This is a genomic window from Flavobacterium sp. B330r (assembly GCF_056824325.1).
In genome coordinates, this window is record NZ_CP124860.1 from 1,817,962 (window position 1) to 1,835,039 (window position 17,078).

General features: G+C 30.6%; 16 protein-coding genes and 1 tRNA gene. 7 read left to right on the forward strand and 10 right to left on the reverse strand.

Annotated features, from left to right (window positions below):
* Positions 1–148: 148 nt before the first annotated feature.
* Complete coding sequence (gltX, locus tag QLQ95_RS08240) at positions 149–1,654, forward strand: glutamate--tRNA ligase (RefSeq protein WP_320495372.1); 1,506 nt, start codon at positions 149–151, stop codon at positions 1,652–1,654.
* 134 nt (positions 1,655–1,788) lie between these two features.
* Complete coding sequence (locus QLQ95_RS08245) at positions 1,789–2,769, forward strand: SPFH domain-containing protein (RefSeq protein ID WP_095930167.1); 981 nt, start codon at positions 1,789–1,791, stop codon at positions 2,767–2,769.
* Positions 2,770–2,794: 25 nt separating this feature from the next.
* Here the strand turns inward: QLQ95_RS08245 and QLQ95_RS08250 are convergent, their stop codons facing one another.
* The 5 genes from QLQ95_RS08250 to QLQ95_RS08270 all read right to left on the reverse strand — a co-directional run bounded on the left by QLQ95_RS08250 (position 2,795) and on the right by QLQ95_RS08270 (position 7,584).
* Positions 2,795–3,049, reverse strand: a complete 255-nt coding sequence (locus QLQ95_RS08250) for a DUF6327 family protein (RefSeq protein ID WP_095930166.1) — start codon at positions 3,047–3,049, stop codon at positions 2,795–2,797.
* Between the two features lie 2 nt (positions 3,050–3,051).
* A complete protein-coding gene (locus QLQ95_RS08255) occupies positions 3,052–3,402 on the reverse strand; it encodes a competence protein (protein ID WP_095930165.1) in 351 nt (116 codons plus the stop codon).
* Between the two features lie 74 nt (positions 3,403–3,476).
* Positions 3,477–3,803: a YtxH domain-containing protein gene (locus tag QLQ95_RS08260; protein WP_095930164.1), complete on the reverse strand. Its 327-nt coding sequence runs from the start codon at positions 3,801–3,803 to the stop codon at positions 3,477–3,479.
* 93 nt (positions 3,804–3,896) lie between these two features.
* Complete coding sequence (locus tag QLQ95_RS08265; RefSeq protein WP_095930163.1) at positions 3,897–4,376, reverse strand: hypothetical protein; 480 nt, start codon at positions 4,374–4,376, stop codon at positions 3,897–3,899.
* A gap of 1,090 nt (positions 4,377–5,466) precedes the next feature.
* Positions 5,467–7,584, reverse strand: coding sequence for a glutamine--tRNA ligase/YqeY domain fusion protein (locus QLQ95_RS08270; RefSeq protein WP_482503382.1), 2,118 nt, complete (start codon positions 7,582–7,584; stop codon positions 5,467–5,469).
* 107 nt (positions 7,585–7,691) lie between these two features.
* On the opposite strand from QLQ95_RS08270, the gene folB reads away from it, so the two are divergent.
* The 3 genes from folB to QLQ95_RS08285 all read left to right on the forward strand — a co-directional run bounded on the left by folB (position 7,692) and on the right by QLQ95_RS08285 (position 9,916).
* Positions 7,692–8,051 carry a dihydroneopterin aldolase gene (gene folB, locus QLQ95_RS08275; RefSeq protein WP_095930566.1) on the forward strand — a complete coding sequence of 120 codons (360 nt, stop codon included), beginning with the start codon at positions 7,692–7,694 and terminating at the stop codon, positions 8,049–8,051.
* A gap of 94 nt (positions 8,052–8,145) precedes the next feature.
* Positions 8,146–8,216 (forward strand) — tRNA-Cys (locus QLQ95_RS08280).
* 333 nt (positions 8,217–8,549) lie between these two features.
* A protein-coding gene (locus QLQ95_RS08285) for an IS3 family transposase (RefSeq protein ID WP_414655674.1) occupies positions 8,550–9,916 on the forward strand; the annotation gives its coding sequence in 2 pieces (ribosomal slippage) (positions 8,550–9,018 and positions 9,018–9,916; 1,368 coding nt in all).
* 262 nt (positions 9,917–10,178) lie between these two features.
* Here the strand turns inward: QLQ95_RS08285 and QLQ95_RS08290 are convergent.
* Genes QLQ95_RS08290 through rnr form a run of 3 tightly spaced genes read right to left on the reverse strand, consistent with a single transcriptional unit; the run spans position 10,179 to position 13,748 of the window.
* Complete coding sequence (locus QLQ95_RS08290; RefSeq protein ID WP_095930567.1) at positions 10,179–10,859, reverse strand: LysE family translocator; 681 nt, start codon at positions 10,857–10,859, stop codon at positions 10,179–10,181.
* 13 nt (positions 10,860–10,872) lie between these two features.
* Positions 10,873–11,541: a head GIN domain-containing protein gene (locus QLQ95_RS08295; protein WP_095930568.1), complete on the reverse strand. Its 669-nt coding sequence runs from the start codon at positions 11,539–11,541 to the stop codon at positions 10,873–10,875.
* Between the two features lie 23 nt (positions 11,542–11,564).
* Positions 11,565–13,748 (reverse strand): ribonuclease R, encoded by a 2,184-nt coding sequence (rnr, locus tag QLQ95_RS08300; RefSeq protein WP_320495366.1) that lies wholly within the window; start codon positions 13,746–13,748, stop codon positions 11,565–11,567.
* Between the two features lie 110 nt (positions 13,749–13,858).
* Here rnr and QLQ95_RS08305 point away from each other — a divergent pair, with 110 nt between their 5' ends.
* Positions 13,859–14,092, forward strand: coding sequence for a putative signal transducing protein (locus QLQ95_RS08305; protein ID WP_095930570.1), 234 nt, complete (start codon positions 13,859–13,861; stop codon positions 14,090–14,092).
* 42 nt (positions 14,093–14,134) lie between these two features.
* On the opposite strand, the gene QLQ95_RS08310 is transcribed toward QLQ95_RS08305, so the two are convergent.
* Together QLQ95_RS08310 and QLQ95_RS08315 are read right to left on the reverse strand one after the other, a co-directional pair.
* Complete coding sequence (locus QLQ95_RS08310; protein WP_095930571.1) at positions 14,135–15,574, reverse strand: T9SS type A sorting domain-containing protein; 1,440 nt, start codon at positions 15,572–15,574, stop codon at positions 14,135–14,137.
* A gap of 404 nt (positions 15,575–15,978) precedes the next feature.
* Positions 15,979–16,152, reverse strand: coding sequence for a hypothetical protein (locus QLQ95_RS08315; protein ID WP_482503386.1), 174 nt, complete (start codon positions 16,150–16,152; stop codon positions 15,979–15,981).
* Between the two features lie 380 nt (positions 16,153–16,532).
* On the opposite strand from QLQ95_RS08315, the gene rpiB reads away from it, so the two are divergent.
* Entirely contained in the window at positions 16,533–16,964 is a 432-nt protein-coding gene (gene rpiB / locus QLQ95_RS08320) for a ribose 5-phosphate isomerase B (RefSeq protein ID WP_008465784.1), read from the forward strand.
* The last annotated feature ends 114 nt before the right edge of the window (positions 16,965–17,078 follow it).

The following is a 17,078-nucleotide window of genomic DNA, read 5'->3' on the forward strand; positions in this document are numbered from 1 at the left end:
ATTATAACCTATAAAAGTAGTAATTATAATAATACCTTTTTAAGATTCTAAGTTACTAAGAGGCTAAGGTTCTAAGATTTCAAAATCTAAAATCAACATTCTGAAATCTAAAATCATAAAACGTATCTTTGCAACAAAATTTAAACAAATGTCAAAGCAAGTTCGTGTGCGTTTTGCACCAAGTCCGACTGGACCGTTACATATTGGCGGAGTTCGTACTGCCCTATTTAATTATTTATTTGCAAAAAAACATAATGGTGTTTTTTATCTGAGAATTGAAGATACAGATCAGACTCGTTTTGTTCCAGGTGCAGAAGCTTACATTATGGAAGCTCTTGAATGGTTAGGAATTGCTCCCGAAGAAACAGTTGGAAAAAATGAAAAATTTGGTCCATACAGACAAAGCGAACGTAAAGATTTATACCAGCAATATGCAGATCAATTAATCAATTCTGGTTGGGCATATTATGCTTTTGATACTCCAGAATCTTTGGATACTTTGAGAAAAGAACAAGAAGCTGAAGGAAAAACATTTATTTATAATCACACCAATCGTGAAAAACTAGATACATCTCTTGTAATTTCTGCTGACGAAGTTGCTAAAAGAATTGCAAATGGAGAACATTATGTAATTCGTTTTAAAACTCCAGTTGATGAAACTTTGCATTTGAAAGATATTATTCGTGGTGATGTGAAGTTTGAAACTAATCTTTTGGATGATAAAGTTTTATTTAAAAGTGACGGAATGCCAACCTACCATTTAGCCAATATTGTTGATGATCATTTGATGGAAACTTCACATGTAATTCGCGGTGAAGAATGGTTGCCTTCTATGCCACTTCACGTTTTATTATACAAAGCTTTTGGTTGGGAAGCTCCAGAATTTGCGCATTTACCTTTGATTTTGAAACCAATTGGAAATGGTAAATTATCAAAAAGAGATGGAGACAAAATGGGATTCCCAGTATTTCCATTAGAATGGAAAACTGAAGAAGGCGTTTCATCTGGTTATAGAGAAAAAGGATTTTTCCCGGAAGCAGTTGTAAACTTCCTTGCTTTGTTAGGATGGAATGACGGAACAGATAAAGAATTATTTTCTTTAGAAGAATTAGCTCAATCTTTTGACTTGAACAGAGTTCACAAAGCTGGAGCAAAATTTGATCCAGAGAAAAACAAATGGTTCAATCACCAATATTTAGTAAAACAAAATGATGCTGATTTGGCCAAAACCTTCTCTCCTATTTTAGAAGAAAAAGGGTTCTCTACTCCAATTGAAGTGACAACTCGTATTGTTTCTTTGATTAAAGAAAGAGCAAACTTTGTATCAGAATTTTGGGATCTAACTGATTTCTTTTTTCAGGCTCCAACATCATACGATGAAAAAGCAAGTAAAAATTGGAAAGAAGAAACTCCTACTTTAATGCAAGAACTAATTTCTGTTTTAGAAAATATTGAAGATTTTACTTCTGTAAATATTGAAACAATCGTAAAAGATTGGTTAACCAAAAATGAAATCGGAATGGGTAAAGTAATGCAACCTTTCCGTCTAAGTTTGGTTGGAGCGCTTAAAGGTCCTCATCTATTTGACATTGTTGAAATCATTGGAAAAGAAGAAACTATTTCGAGAATTCAGAAAGCGATTGAAACTTTATAATTAGAATCAACTTAAAAAATAGAAACGCTAAGAAACATGTCACAAATGTTCTTAGCGTTTTTTTAATGTTTTAAAATTTTAATTTAGAAGAATTTTCGTAATTTACCAGAATCATAAATATAAATTACATAACCATGAGTACAGCATTTATTATCTTTTTAGTATTGGCATTCTTCATTTTCATGTCGTCTTTCTTTACTGTAAAACAGCAATCGTCTGTTATTATTGAACGATTTGGAAAATTTCAGAGTGTTAGAAATTCAGGATTACAACTTAAAATTCCGTTGGTTGATAGATTGGCCGGAAGAGTAAATCTTAAAATTCAGCAGTTAGATGTTATCATCGAAACTAAAACTAGAGACAACGTTTTCATCAAAATGAAAGTTTCAGTTCAGTTCAAAGTAATTCAGGAAAAAGTATATGAAGCTTTTTATAAACTTGAATATCCACACGATCAAATTACTTCTTACGTATTTGATGTCGTTCGTGCCGAAGTTCCTAAACTAAAACTGGATGATGTTTTTGAAAGAAAGGATGATATTGCAGTTGCAGTAAAACGTGAATTGAACGAAGCAATGTCTACTTACGGATATGATATCATCAATACTTTAGTTACTGATATTGATCCAGACATTCAGGTAAAAAATGCAATGAATAGAATCAACGCTGCTGATAGAGAAAAAACGGCTGCTGAATTTGAAGCTGAAAGTTCAAGAATTAGAATCGTTGCAAAAGCAAAAGCCGAAGCAGAAAGTAAACGTTTACAAGGACAAGGTATTGCAGATCAGCGTCGTGAAATTGCAAGAGGTCTTGTAGAAAGTGTTGAAGTTTTGAACAATGTTGGAATTAATTCTCAAGAAGCTTCTGCCCTAATTGTAGTGACACAACATTATGATACTTTGCAAGCAATTGGAGCTGATGCTAATTCTAATTTAATTTTACTTCCAAATTCTCCACAAGCTGGTAGTGACATGTTAAATAATATGGTTGCATCATTTACAGCATCAAATCAAGTTGGCGAAATGATGAAAAAACACAATAAAAAAGTAGAGAAACCAAAACCAATTCAGCCACAGTCTGGTTATGAAGATGACATTCAACCAGATGTTCAATAATAATTTTACAAAATAAAAAAGAGGCTTAATTGCCTCTTTTTTTATTTATAAACCAATTGATCACAAATGGTAAAATAGATTGTAAAATTTCTGGAAATGATTTTTTGACATAACCTGTATAAGATGAAATAAAACCATTTACAATATTTTGCGGTGTTATGCTTTCCTTAGTTTTCTGAAAACTTAAAACCAATTTTTGATAATTGATATCTTTTTCTAGTTTTAGAATTTCCAGATCCCTTTCAATCTCAGCATACGAAGAGTATTTTTTTCTTTCCATAATTAATCATTAAAAAAGATTTCTGAAAATTTCTCCAAAATTGGTCCTTCAACAAACTTATCCTTTAGAAAGAAAAGTAAAATGGTAAAGAAAAGATAGATCCCTCCTACTGCCAAAAATCCGAGAGCATTACTTTCAAACAAAGAACCAAAAGCATACGCTGCGGCAAAAGATCCAAAAATCATAACCATACTGAAACACAATAAAATCAAGGTAAACTTAAAGATCAAAGTTGTCGATTTCATTGCAACCTTAAAACCCCAAAGTTTGTAATAAGCTAAATGACTATCAATATATTCTTTAGCCTGACCTTGAACTTTTTCAGTGCTTTCTTTTAATTCTTCAAAAGCCATAATTAAAATTTTAGATAAAAAAAAGCACAAAACTTTCTTATAAAAATAAGCAAGTAATGTGCTTTGTACAATTATTATTTCTGAAATTTAGCGTTTTGTGCTTTTAAATCAGCCAATTTAGTTTCTAAAAAAGTGATTACTTCTTCTGTTTTATGGCTGACATTAGAAAGTAACTCATTCAAAGTTCCGTCAAGATTATGAGTAGCACTCGTAAATTTTTCACGAAGAACTTCAGAGCTGGCATCAAAAGAATCTTTCAGATTATGTTTGGCATCATCTATACCTTCTTTAATTTTTGCTCTAGTTTTTGATCCTTTATCTGGAGCAAATAAAATTCCAATTGCCGCTCCTGCAGCTGCTGCAGCTAAAATTGCTGCTGCTGTATTTAAATTCTTAGACATGATAGTTACAATTTAAAATTATTAATAAAGATACTCTTTTTTAAAATGATAAAACTTTGATTAATTGCAATTTACACAAAATTAACAATATTATTAATACACATAAGCTACAGCTTCATACTTACCATCTGCTTTTTCAACAATGCTAACAAACGGATATCCATTTGAAGCCGACTTAGATTTGATTCTCATAGCAGTCTGGTTCTGATTTGCAATTGGCGGTTCCCCTTTTGTCCTTGTTGAGACACCAGTAAAACTAGCAACTTGTTTCAGTCCTATTGTTTTTTCTTGTGGCAGAACAGTTACCATTTTGTAATCATCTTTTGAATCCACTACTATTTTATCAGAAACTTTCTGAGTTTGTTTACTCTGTTTGTTTGTAATTGATGAAACAGCATGTTTACTAATTTTGATTTCTTCAGAACTTCCGTTTAAAGAATAATAAACAAAGCCATTTTCGTTTTTAATAAAATTTACATCAAGTTGTTCTCCATTGTGTTTTGTAATTTGATGTGTTTGCGAAATTGCAACGTTTGCAAATAATAGCGCTACTGCGAAATATAAAATTTTCATGATAATTAGATTTAAATTAAAAATTGTCAGACCTGAAATTTAAAAACTAAACTTTCACTCAAATTCAACATTATGGAATTTTGTACATTATGATACAATTTGAAAAAATATCTTTTACGGGAAATATTATCAAAATTACATCATAATAAAAATCAGAACATAAAATTGTCTTTTTAGGAAATCAGTTTTGAAAATCTATTGTTATAAAAATTACGAGTTTCTAAAAACAATAAATTTCAACTTAGATTCTTTACGGCAAATTTTAATTTTTTACAAAAATCATCTCTGACTTTTGGTATTGAGTTAAAAATAGCAGTTTTATAAACAATTGTGTGTTAACAACCCGTTAAACTGACTAAAATAACAGTAAAAAGTTAAATAAAGACCGTAAATAAACAATAATCTAAAAAATGAGTTATCTATCAATCAAGTTTTAAAAACGTCTTAAAATCAATTTATGAAGGTTAAAATCAATCTAGAAAAACTATTATTTTTAATTTTACAATCAATTAAATAAATAATAATTAAATACTTAAATTAAATAAATATCAATAAATAAAACTTATAAACTAAAAATTGAAGTCAAAATTTTAAAAATTAGGAAAAAACTGAAGTTTTAAGATTTAGAGAAGAAAATTGGAGTCAAAAAAGCAAAAAAATGAAATAAGGAGTTTTGTTACATGAAAATTTAAAAAAGGTCTTCTCTATTTAACCATTTTTTATTTCCTCTTAAAATTAATTTATGAAAGTTTTTTTTAATCTATAAAATAAATTAAAAATTAAAATATAATAGATTTTATAAATAATATATATAATGAATTAAAAATTAAATATTAATCAAATAAATTTATAATAACTATTCTCAGATCAAAATCTGCACTTAAAAAAGACTAAAATTAAAATAAAGGCTCTAAATAAGCTAAAACTTAAAAAATGAATTCCTTATCCAACATATTTTTATTTTCTATTAAAATCAATTTATGAAAGTCACTTTTAATCTATAAAAATTATAAATTTATATATTTTAATAGTTAATCTATATAATAAAAAAAAGCGCTTATAAAAGCGCTTTTCATAAATTTAGTTGATATTACTTCTTCACCATTTCAGAAAGAATTTCAATTTCTCTTTCAGAAGCATTTTTTGGTGGATTTGAATATAATTTCAAAATTTCATCATCATATTGATTTTTGAAACTTTCACTTTCAATATCCCTTAAATTTAAAAGTGCTTTTGACCTTACATAAGTCGATTCACTTTTTAGAGACATTGAATATAATTTCTTAATATCTTCTTCTTCAAAATCTGTAGATTTCCAGTTTGAATACTTCAAAATAAATTGAGAAAATAACAGCGAAGCCTTATTATTGTTGATATTCTTCTTCAAAGAATTCTGTAAAAGTGAAAAAGTAGAGATATTTTTGATGTTCTCCCCTATCGCACTTTCAATTGCAATACGCTCGGGTTTAGTCTCAACTTTAAAATATTTGTTAATATCTTTCAAAGAATTATTGATGCTATTTTCTTCTTTTTTACCCTTTTCTTCCCAAGCATCTTTCAATCCAACAGTTTTGTTAAATACTAGTTTTGAAGCAGTTGAGTCTTTATCAACAGTAAAATAACCTAAACGTTGAAACTGAAATTTATCTTCATTTTGAGCTGTTGATAAACTTGGTTCAACAAATCCGGTTACAATTTCTAATGAATTTGGATTCACAAAATCTAAGAAGTTTTTCTCTTTATAACTGTCTGGAGCTTCATCTGTAAACAAACGATCGTACAAACGAACTTCTGCTTCCAATGCATGCTGGATTGAAACCCAATGCAATGTTCCAGATACTTTTCTTTGGCTTGCTTCAGTTCCGCTTCCGCTTAAAGAATCGGTATCATACGTTACATGAATTTCTGTAATATTACCTTCAGCATCTTTTATAACAGATTCACCTTTAATAATATAAGCATTTTTAAGACGAACTTCTTTTCCTAAAGTCAAACGGAAAAACTTAGCTGGAGCTTCTTCCAAAAAGTCTTCTCTTTCAATGTATAACTCACGAGAAAATGGCACTTTTCTGAAACCTGCACTTTCATCTTCCTGATTGTTTTCGGCTTCCAACCACTCCTCTTTTCCTTCTGGATAATTAGTAATTACCAGTTTTACCGGATCTAAAACAGCCATTACACGAGGTGCAATTTTGTTCAAATCTTCACGAATACAGAATTCTAAAACCGATACATTAATCAGATTATCACGTTTTGCAATACCAATTGTATTAGCAAAATTACGCAAAGATACAGCTGTATAACCACGTCTTCTTAATCCAGAAATGGTTGACATTCTTGGATCATCCCAACCGTTAACATGCTTTTCTTTAACTAGTTGCTGTAATTTTCTTTTACTAACAACGGTATGTGATAAGTTACGTCTAGCAAATTCTCTTTGCTTTGGACGCAGTTTATTTTCATCTAAAATCTGATCTAAAAACCAATCGTATAATTCACGATGAGGCAAGAATTCTAGTGTACAAAATGAGTGCGAAATCTGCTCTAAATAATCACTTTGTCCGTGTGCCCAATCGTACATTGGATAAATTTTCCAGGCATCTCCAGTTCTGTGATGTTCTTTATGTAAAATTCTGTACATGATAGGATCACGCATTAACATGTTTGTTGATTTCATGTCAATTTTTGCACGAAGAATATGTGTACCAGCCTCAAATTCACCGTTTTTCATTCTTTCGAATAAATCTAAGTTTTCTTCAACAGAACGATTTCTGTATGGACTATCCGTTCCTGAAGTTGTTGGAGTTCCTTTCTGGATCGCCATTTCTTCAGAAGATTGGCTGTCAACATAAGCTTTATCTTTTTTAATTAATAAAACTGCCCAATCGTATAATTGTTGGAAATAATCTGATGCATAACATTCTTCGGCCCATTTGTATCCTAGCCATTCTACATCTTTTTTAATAGCATCAACAAATTCCTGTTCTTCTTTTTCAGGGTTTGTATCATCAAAACGTAAATTCACAGGAGATTGATAATCAATTCCTAAACCAAAATTTAACGCAATAGAACTTGCGTGCCCAATGTGTAAATAACCATTAGGTTCTGGTGGAAAACGAAAGCGAAGTTTAGTATTTGAAAGACCTGATTTGACGTCTTCCTCTATGATTTGTTCAATAAAATTGAGTGATTTCTCTTCTGATGCCATTATTTTATAGTAATTTTAGCAAAGATAAAAAAAAGGTTTCAGGTTTCAGGTTTAAAGTTATTTAAGTGGCACATAACCTGAAACTTTAAACATGAAACAATATAAAAATGGGAGTTATAAAACTGAAAAATATCCGTACTTTTTCTTACCACGGATGTTTAATTGAAGAAGGAAAAATTGGATCTGATTATACTGTTGATCTAAAAATTAAAACCAATTTACAGAAATCAGCAGAAACAGATCATCTTTTAGACACTGTAGATTATGTTCATTTGAACAAAATTGTAGCCGAAGAAATGGCAATTCGTTCGCATTTATTAGAGCATGTTGCCAAAAGAATCAATATTCGTGTGCTGGCAGAGATAGAAACAGTAGAAAAAACTACAGTTTGGGTTTCTAAAATAAATCCGCCTATTGGTGGTGATGTTGAGTCAGTTACTATAAAAATGACGGAAATTAGAAAGTAATCACTGTAATTAAATCTGTATTTTTTTAAAATAGTTCATTCGAAACTTTTGAAATTTAAAGATTTTAGTTACTTTTGCCAACCGTTCAAGTAATGGCGTCGTGGCCGAGCGGCTAGGCTGGGCTCTGCAAAAGCTCCTACTCCGGTTCGAATCCGGACGATGCCTCAAAACCTTCAAAGCAATTTGAAGGTTTTTTTTATGTTTAATTTTTAGAAAAAATTAATTAAAATATATTGGTTCGAATCCAGACGATAACTTAAAACCTTCAAAGCAATTTGAAGGTTTTTTTTATGTTTAATTTTTAGAAAAAATTAATTAAAATATATTGGTTCGAATCCAGACGATACCTTAAAACCTTCAAAGCAATTTGAAGGTTTTTTTATGTTTAATTTTTAGAAAAAATTAGATAAAGATTTATGTTCGAATCTGAACGATACAAAAAAGAGATACAGAAATGAACTGCCCCCAAAAAGTTAGACACTATTTGGGGGCATTTTTATGGAAAGAAAAGTCAAGTACAATTGTGAATTTAAACTTCGTTGTGTAGAAGAAGTTATGAAAAGGCATAACTCGGTTAAAGGCACAGCTAGAGCAAACAAGATAGCTGAAAGCAACCTTACATGCTGGATTAGCCGCTATAATGAATTTGGAATTGAAGGTCTTTTACCAAGGCAGAAAAATAAAGTTTATACTGTAGACTTTAAATTAAAAGTGATACAAACCATTCAAAATAAGTCATTATCTTTGGATGAAGCCTGCTTGATTTTCAAAATTCCAGCGCAGTCAACCATAATAAGCTGGCAAAGAAAATATGCAAAAGATGATTTGGCAGGCTTAGAACTTAAATCACGTGGCAGACCAGCAGTTATGAATTTTAAGAGAAAGCAACGAAAAACAGACAAACCTTTAACCAGGGAAGAGGAACTCTTAAAGGAGTTAGAGTACCTGCGCGCTGAGAACGAAATTCTAAAAAAGTTCAACGCCTTAGTTCAAGCCGAGCAAGCCAATCAAAACAAAAAGCTCAAACCATAATGGAATTAAGGCATAAGTATGATTTAGATCTTTTACTAAATTGTATGAACATGGTTAGAAGCACGTATTATTACTATGAAAAGAAAGGTCAGGTAATCGATAAATATCAAGAGATAAAAGATTTAATTAAACAGATTTACAATTATCATAAGGGCAGATTAGGATATAGACGTATTACTCTATTACTCAAAAAAGAGGGGATTTTAATTAATCACAAAACAGTGCTTCGATTGATGAAATTTTTAGGATTAAAAAGTCTAATCAGAATCAAGAAGTACAGATCGTATAAAGGAGAGCAGGGAAAGATAGCCCCTAATCTGCTACAGCGCAATTTTAAGGCTGATATACCTAACCAGAAATGGGCAACCGATGTCACTGAATTTAATGTTTCTGGCAATAAATTATACTTATCGCCGATAATCGATCTGTTTAATGGAGAGATAATCAGCTATGACTTATCGCAAAGACCAGTGTTTAATCAAGTTTTAAATATGCTTGAAAAAGCATTTAAAAAAATACCGGACAATACTAATCTGACTCTGCATTCTGACCAAGGATGGCAGTATCAAATGACACAATATCAGCATTTATTAAAGAAAAAAGGAATTATGCAAAGCATGTCCAGAAAAGGTAATTGTCTTGATAATGCAATAATTGAAAACTTCTTTGGAATATTAAAATCAGAGTTGTTTTATCTTAAAAAATACACTTCCATTAATCAATTGAAAAAAGAGATTATCGAGTATATAAATTATTATAATAATGACAGAATTAAACTTAATCTAAAAGGAATGAGCCCGATACAATATCGAGCTCATTATTATAAAACTTAATTATTAATTTGTCTAAACTTTTGGGTGCAGTCTAAAATGTATCTCTTTTTTTGTGCTTAATTTTTTCACAATCTTGTCATTCTGAGGAACGAAGAATCACACTAGAAATTTCGTAAACAATATCGCCAATCTTTGTCGAGTCCCTAGTGTGATTCTTCGTTCCTCAGAATGACAAACTGGAGTCAACTTTAATGAACGTTATAAACACAAAAAAACCTCTGAAATTCAGAGGTTTGATTTTATATTTTTGAGTTATTAACACCTACTTTTTCTCTATTCTTTCGAAAGCATTTTTAACCATTTCTTTTTCCTTTGGAAACCAGCCTTGAATTACTAAAGCAAATCCGAAAACCATTAAAACAATGCTAATTCCTTTTTTAATTTTAAGAATATTAGTTGGCGTCATTTTCGATTTTAACTGTTTGGCTAATAAAATCTTAGCACAATCAATTAATAAATAAGTGATAATTACTGCAGCAAAAAAGGTCATCATTCTTGAAGTCTGCATATCTAACTTTGGTCCTACAGAGATAATTACTGCTAGCCAGAAGCCTAAAACTCCGATGTTAATAACATTCAGTAAAAAGCCTTTTACAAACAAACTTCCATAGTTTCTTTTCAGAATGTCACGATCAATTTCTTCATCGTTTATTTTTTCCTCTTTCTTTAGTTTTACAAACGAAATAATACCGTAGGAAAGCATAATTATTCCTCCAAAAATAAAAAGCGCTGGATCGTCTTTTAAACTCGAAATCAAACGGTAACTTCCTAGATAAGCAATAGCAATAAAAAAAATATCACCTAGTACTACTCCAAGATCAAAAACCATTGCAGCTCTGAATCCTTTTGTAATACTGGTTTCTAATAAAACAAAAAATACAGGACCTACCATAAAACTAAGAACAAGTCCCCAGGGAAGTCCCGCTAGAATATCATTAATCATCAATTGCTACTTGTTATTTTACTTCTTCTATTTTACCGCCAAAAACAGTTTTTTGGTTTATTTGCTTTGGTTTTCCATAAATGTAAATAGAGCCTCCTGCGCTCACTTTTGCATCGACAAGGGTAGAAGCATTAACATCTGCTTTTCCTCCCGCAGAAACGCTTACAGTAGTCTGAGAAGTCTCTAATTTACTAGCAAGTAAATAACCTCCTGCTCCTAAACTTGCAACTTGATTTTCTGCTTTTCCTGTCAAAGTGATAGAACCTCCTGAAACAGAGCTTACTTTGAGTTTATCAACATTCAAATCAACATTAATAACACCTCCTTCTTGTGCGCTTACTTTAAAAGAAGTTGCTTTGATAGCTTCACTGCTTTTTACCTCTGCTCCTTCATTAACATCAATAAGTTCTAAATGTTTGTAGTATAATGTAATATCAAGATCATTTCCAGACAAAAGTTTTGGGAAAGGCATTCTTAATTTTAAAATACCATTTTTATTAACCGCTTCAACCTCTGCTTCTCTTGCTCCTTTGATAATAATTTTATTTTCAGATGACTGAACTAATTTTACACTTAATTTATCAAATACTTTTACGGTATCAAAATCACCTAAATCTTTGGTAACCTGACCAAAAGACATTTGTACAAATAAAATTGCTGCTCCAATAATTAGCTTTCTCATACTTTTATTTTTAAATTAATTATTTATTCTGCTCTTCTTAAAAAATGAAAATCCAGTTGTTTTTTAACTAAATCGGCATTTTTTACCTTCACATAAATCTCGTCTCCTAATTGTAGTAAACGGTTTGAAGTTGCTCCAACCAATGCATATTGTCTTTCGTCAAAAGTATAGTAATCCTCTTTTATTTCTCTGATTCTTACCATTCCTTCACATTTATTAGAAACGATTTCAACATAAATTCCCCATTCGGTAACACCAGAAATAACTCCAAGGAATTCTTCATCCTGATGATCCTGCATGTATTTAACCTGCATGTATTTGATACTATCTCGCTCAGCATTTGTTGCTAAGTTTTCCATGTTTGAACAATGCAGACATTTGGTTTCGTAAGTTTCTTCATCTACAGAAGCTCCTCCGTCCAAATAATATTGTAACAAACGGTGTACCATAACGTCTGGATAACGACGAATTGGCGATGTAAAATGACTATAATAATCAAAAGCTAAACCATAATGACCAATATTATCAGTGGAGTATTTGGCTTTGCTCATACTTCTAATGGCAAGAGTATCAATAAGATTTTGTTCTTTCTTACCATTTACTTCTTCCATCAAAGCATTTATCGATTTCGCTATATCACCTTTTGTTCTAAAATCAATTTTATAACCAAACTTAGCAATTACAGTTTGCATGGCAACCAGTTTATCTTCATTTGGTTCATCGTGAATACGGTAAACAAAGGTTTTCTTTTGTTTACCAATGTATTCTGCTACTTTTCTGTTAGCCAAAAGCATAAATTCTTCAATCAAATGATTGGCATCTTTTGAAACTTTAAAGTACACTCCTTCTGGTTCTCCTTCTTCATTAAGATTAAATTTAACTTCCACTTTATCAAAAGAAATAGCGCCTTGCTGCATTCTTTTCTTTCTTAAAATCTTAGCTAATTCATCCAATTTTAAAGTGGCTTCAACAATTTCATCTGAAACTATATACGATTCTCCGGTAATAGAAATATCAACTGGAATGGTATTATTTCCTTTCGTTTCAATAATATGCTGAGCCTCTTCGTAAGCAAAACGTTGATCAGAATAAATTACTGTTCTTCCAAACCATTGGTTAATAACTTGTGAAGTTGGTGAAATTTCAAATACTGCAGAAAATGTATATTTCTCTTCATTTGGACGAAGTGAACAAGCAAAGTTAGACAATACTTCTGGAAGCATTGGCACTACTCTATCGACCAAATAAACCGAAGTAGCTCTTTGATACGCTTCATCATCCAAGATTGTTCCTTCTTCTAAATAATACGAAACATCGGCAATATGAATTCCAATTTCAAAGTTTCCATTCTCTAACTTTTTGAAAGACAATGCATCATCAAAATCTTTTGCATCTTTTGGGTCAATCGTAAACGTAAGTGTATCACGCATATCACGACGTTTTGCAATTTCAGATTCCTGAATCGAAGTGTCCAGCTTTTGTGCAAACACCTCTACTTCAACAGGAAAATCTGCTGGCAAGCCATATTCAGCTAGAATAGCATGAATTTCTGTATTATGTTCTCCAGGTTTTCCAAGTACTCGAATTACAGATCCAAACGGACTATCGGCTCTTTTTGGCCAGTCTTCAATCTTAACTAAAACAACATCACCATTTTCTGCTTCACCAATTTTATCTTTTGGAATAAAAATATCGGTATACATTTTAGGATTTGCAGTAGAAACAAAAGCAAAATTTGGCTGCATATCAATTACACCAACAAATTCTGTTTTATCTCTTTCGACTACTTCAATTACTTCACCTTCAGGTCTTTTTCCTTTTCTACGGTTATAAACGTAAACTTTTACTTTGTCTTTATCTAATGCACGATTCAAATTATTGGTCGGAATAAAAACATCTTCTTCAAATTCATCACAAATAAAATATGCCGTTTTTCTGCTCGTCATATCTATTGTTCCTTCGTAGTAGTCCTGGCTTATTGCTTTAATCAAGTATTTTCCAGGTTCTGTTTCTATAATCTTCTTTTGAGCTGCAAGAATCTTTAGTTCTTTTATAATCTGATTTCTACTATTTGTATCATCTAATTCTAGCTTAGCTCCTATTTGTTTGTAATTGAAAGGTTTATTAGCATTTTGCGATAAAATCTTAAGTATTTTTCCAGAGAAATCTTTCTCCTTTTTTATCGGCTTTCTAATTTTCTTACTCATATATCTTTTCTAATAAGGCTTAAAATTACAAATAAGATATCAGATAATACTTTTTAGCAAATAGAATTATTAAAAATATAACTTTTCGTACATTTACAAAAAGACCTAAAATGGAAAGCTTCAAAACGATTGCCGTATTCAATTATCTGCACGAAACCGTAGTTCTCAAACACTTACTAGAACAAGAAGGAATTCCATTCTTTTTTGAAAACGAAATGACACTCTCTGTCATGCCGTTTTACTCCAACGCACTCGGTGGCATCAAACTCAAAGTTCATCCAAACGATTTCGAAGAAGTCCAACAAATTCTGGACAATCTCAACAATCCTTTAAAAATTGTATAGATAAAAAAAGGCCACCATTTGGCAGCCTTTCTAATCATTTTTTTAATTAATCAAGATTTTTTTTGTTGCTTTTCCTTTATCTGTAACAATTTCAAATAAATAGGTTCCATTTGATAAAGAATTTACATTGATAACCTTATTATTTTCTGTTCTAATTAATTGTCCTAGAATATTGTAAATATTTACTTTTTGTAAATTCAAATTTTCCTGAAGATCTATAGTTACAACTTGTGAAGCTGGATTAGGAAAAATTCTAGAATTATTTAGAACAAATTTATTTGTATTTAATTCTCCAAATAATTGAAATATTCTGATTTCTCCTCTACTTTTTCCGCCTCCAGCACTTATTGAAGCATTAATTGCAACTATAGAACCATCGGCAGAAATCGCAATTTTTGTACCGCTTAAATCATAACCTGTTCCATTAATATTATCTCCAATTTGGTTCCAATTACCATTAGCATACTTATATACTTTTGTCTGTCCCGCATTATATATTATATCACTATTTTGATTATCACTAAAAGCAACTATAGAACCATCAGAAGATAAAGCTACATCATAACCAATATGATTATTTTGTTGAGTTCCAGAAAATGTATTTCCTTTTTGTTTCCATACACCTCCTTCATTTTGATATACGCTTACAGAGCCATAACTTATACTTTGATCTATCCCAGGTGCGCCCACAACTACTGTATTTCCATCTGAAGATAAAGAAACTGAAAAACCACAATTAGCATTTTTTACCTTTCCATCAATATCACTTCCAATTTGAATCCATTTATTATCTACGTTACTAAAAACTCTTACATATCCAGCATTTAAAAAACTTCCACTATTTTGGTATCCTCCAATAGCAATTTTAGAGCCATCAGGAGTTAGAGAAATACTTTTTCCAAACTTGCTATTTGAAGCTTCTCCATCAATATCTTCACCTATTTGTTGCCAATTGCTTGAATTATTTCGAAATATCTTAACTGTACCTGAGTCAAAACCAGCATGATCTTCTTCCGAAAAGCCAAAAGCCAATACATTACCATCATTAGATATAACAACCTTATCTGGTCTAGAAAGTGTTGAAAAATCAAGATTATTTGTCTGTTTTATCCAACTTCCAGAAACATTTCGATACATTCTAACATAATTAGCCCCTGAAGAAGTATAACCACAGCAAACCAAAAATTTTCCATCACCAGAAAGTGTTAAATGTCGTCCAAGATAATCTTCCTTTTTTTCACCATATATATCATTTCCAACTTGCTTCCAGACATTAGATATCCTTTGATAAACTCTAATTAATCCTGCACCTGTACCGTTGTCAGCATTAAATGCAGAACCAATTGCAATCGTTGATCCATCTGGAGTTAAAGAAATAGATTGCCCCATTGTATCATAATCATTTTTTCCATTTATGGTTCCAATCTCAGTTTGTCCAAAAGATAAAATAGGAAACAAAATAAAAAGTAAAATTTTCTTCATACATCAATAATTTATATTTCAGGTAAATATACATATTTCTACAAGCAATAAATTTCTTTCTCAAATCAACAATTTGAAGAAATAGAGTTCGAAACTCAATTTTAAAGATTTTGAACAGAGCACCGACAATTTTGACAATCTCAATAATCCGTTGAAAATCGTCTGAAACAAAACTCAAAACAGAACAAAATTCAATTCATCAAAAAATTTTTTTCCTTTTCAACTTTTTTAGTTTTCAACATATATTAAATACAACAAAAAAGATTTTTAAAAATTTAAAAAAATTTGTTGGTTATTATAGTGTGTTAATATGTCGAATAAATTTATTTTTAAAAGTATTGAAATCAAGTTTCTCTTAGTTATTGTGAGTTATCAACATAGTTATTTTTGGTTAAATGATTAATTTATAAGACTTTTTGTATTTTAATTAACAACGGTTGACAACCAAATTTGATTTGATTTTGTAGATAAGTTGATATGTTGATTTCTGTTGAAAATGGTATTTTTGATATTGATAACTTTTCTAAAAATTCACGAAACTTTTCTTGCATATTTAATTCCTCTTTTGGATTAGGCATTTTTTTGAAACAACCAAAAAAAACTTCTAATTTTCTTTTCGAACTTATTAACATTTTCTGTTAACTTAAAGTTAATTGAATATCAAGTAATTACAAACTCCTATTAACACCTCAAAATTTTAACAAATATTCTGTTTATTCTTCATTGATTATGAGATAGTTATAGAGTTATTAAAATTGTTAATAACCTATAAGGTTTTGACAGTAAGATAGTTGTGATTCTTGTTTTTTTGAAACGAATTACACGAATGTGTACGAACTTATATTAGAATGTTTATATAGTATTGAAAAAGAAAATAATTTGTGAAAATTGGTGTAATTCGTAGCAACAATTTATTAATTGAGTAAATTTGCATAACACAACTTAATAGTATAGAAAAATGAAAATTTCGATAGGAAACGACCACGCAGGACCAGAATATAAAAAAGCAATTGTTGAAATGCTGAAAGCTAGAGGATATGAAGTAACTAACTATGGTACAGATACTGATGCTTCTGTTGATTATCCTGATTTTGGACATCCAGTGGCAAATGATGTATCTGAAGGAAAAGCTGATTTTGGAATCGTAATCTGCGGAAGCGGAAACGGAATTGCAATGACTGTTAATAAACACCCTAAAGTACGAGCTGGTTTATGCTGGACTAAAGAAATTGCCTATTTAACTCGTTTACATAATGATGCAAATATTGTGAGTATTCCAGCAAGATTTACCTCAATTCATCAAGCTGTTGAAATCGTTGAAACTTTCCTTGATACCGCTTTTGAAGGTGGTAGACACCAAAATAGAGTGAATAAAATTGCTTGTGCATAAAAAGTCAAAAAAAAATTCGGTGCTTCGCACCTAGTAATAAACACACCGGGCCGATTTTTTAATTTGCCCGTTTTTTTATTTAAGTATTTATAATTCAATTATTTAAACTTGTAT

What these genes read in the sequence shown, in the direction of transcription:
- rnr (WP_320495366.1), bottom strand. Translation starts at nt 13,748, where the DNA reads ATGAGTAAGAAAATTAGAAAGCCGATAAAAAAGGAGAAAGATTTCTCT.
- QLQ95_RS08255 (WP_095930165.1), bottom strand. Translation starts at nt 3,402, where the DNA reads ATGGCTTTTGAAGAATTAAAAGAAAGCACTGAAAAAGTTCAAGGTCAG.
- QLQ95_RS08250 (WP_095930166.1), bottom strand. Translation starts at nt 3,049, where the DNA reads ATGGAAAGAAAAAAATACTCTTCGTATGCTGAGATTGAAAGGGATCTG.
- QLQ95_RS08270 (WP_482503382.1), bottom strand. Translation starts at nt 7,584, where the DNA reads ATGGCATCAGAAGAGAAATCACTCAATTTTATTGAACAAATCATAGAG.
- QLQ95_RS08245 (WP_095930167.1), top strand. Translation starts at nt 1,789, where the DNA reads ATGAGTACAGCATTTATTATCTTTTTAGTATTGGCATTCTTCATTTTC.
- QLQ95_RS08315 (WP_482503386.1), bottom strand. Translation starts at nt 16,152, where the DNA reads ATGCCTAATCCAAAAGAGGAATTAAATATGCAAGAAAAGTTTCGTGAA.
- QLQ95_RS08265 (WP_095930163.1), bottom strand. Translation starts at nt 4,376, where the DNA reads ATGAAAATTTTATATTTCGCAGTAGCGCTATTATTTGCAAACGTTGCA.
- folB (WP_095930566.1), top strand. Translation starts at nt 7,692, where the DNA reads ATGGGAGTTATAAAACTGAAAAATATCCGTACTTTTTCTTACCACGGA.
- QLQ95_RS08290 (WP_095930567.1), bottom strand. Translation starts at nt 10,859, where the DNA reads ATGATTAATGATATTCTAGCGGGACTTCCCTGGGGACTTGTTCTTAGT.
- QLQ95_RS08260 (WP_095930164.1), bottom strand. Translation starts at nt 3,803, where the DNA reads ATGTCTAAGAATTTAAATACAGCAGCAGCAATTTTAGCTGCAGCAGCT.
- QLQ95_RS08305 (WP_095930570.1), top strand. Translation starts at nt 13,859, where the DNA reads ATGGAAAGCTTCAAAACGATTGCCGTATTCAATTATCTGCACGAAACC.
- QLQ95_RS08295 (WP_095930568.1), bottom strand. Translation starts at nt 11,541, where the DNA reads ATGAGAAAGCTAATTATTGGAGCAGCAATTTTATTTGTACAAATGTCT.
- gltX (WP_320495372.1), top strand. Translation starts at nt 149, where the DNA reads ATGTCAAAGCAAGTTCGTGTGCGTTTTGCACCAAGTCCGACTGGACCG.
- QLQ95_RS08310 (WP_095930571.1), bottom strand. Translation starts at nt 15,574, where the DNA reads ATGAAGAAAATTTTACTTTTTATTTTGTTTCCTATTTTATCTTTTGGA.
- rpiB (WP_008465784.1), top strand. Translation starts at nt 16,533, where the DNA reads ATGAAAATTTCGATAGGAAACGACCACGCAGGACCAGAATATAAAAAA.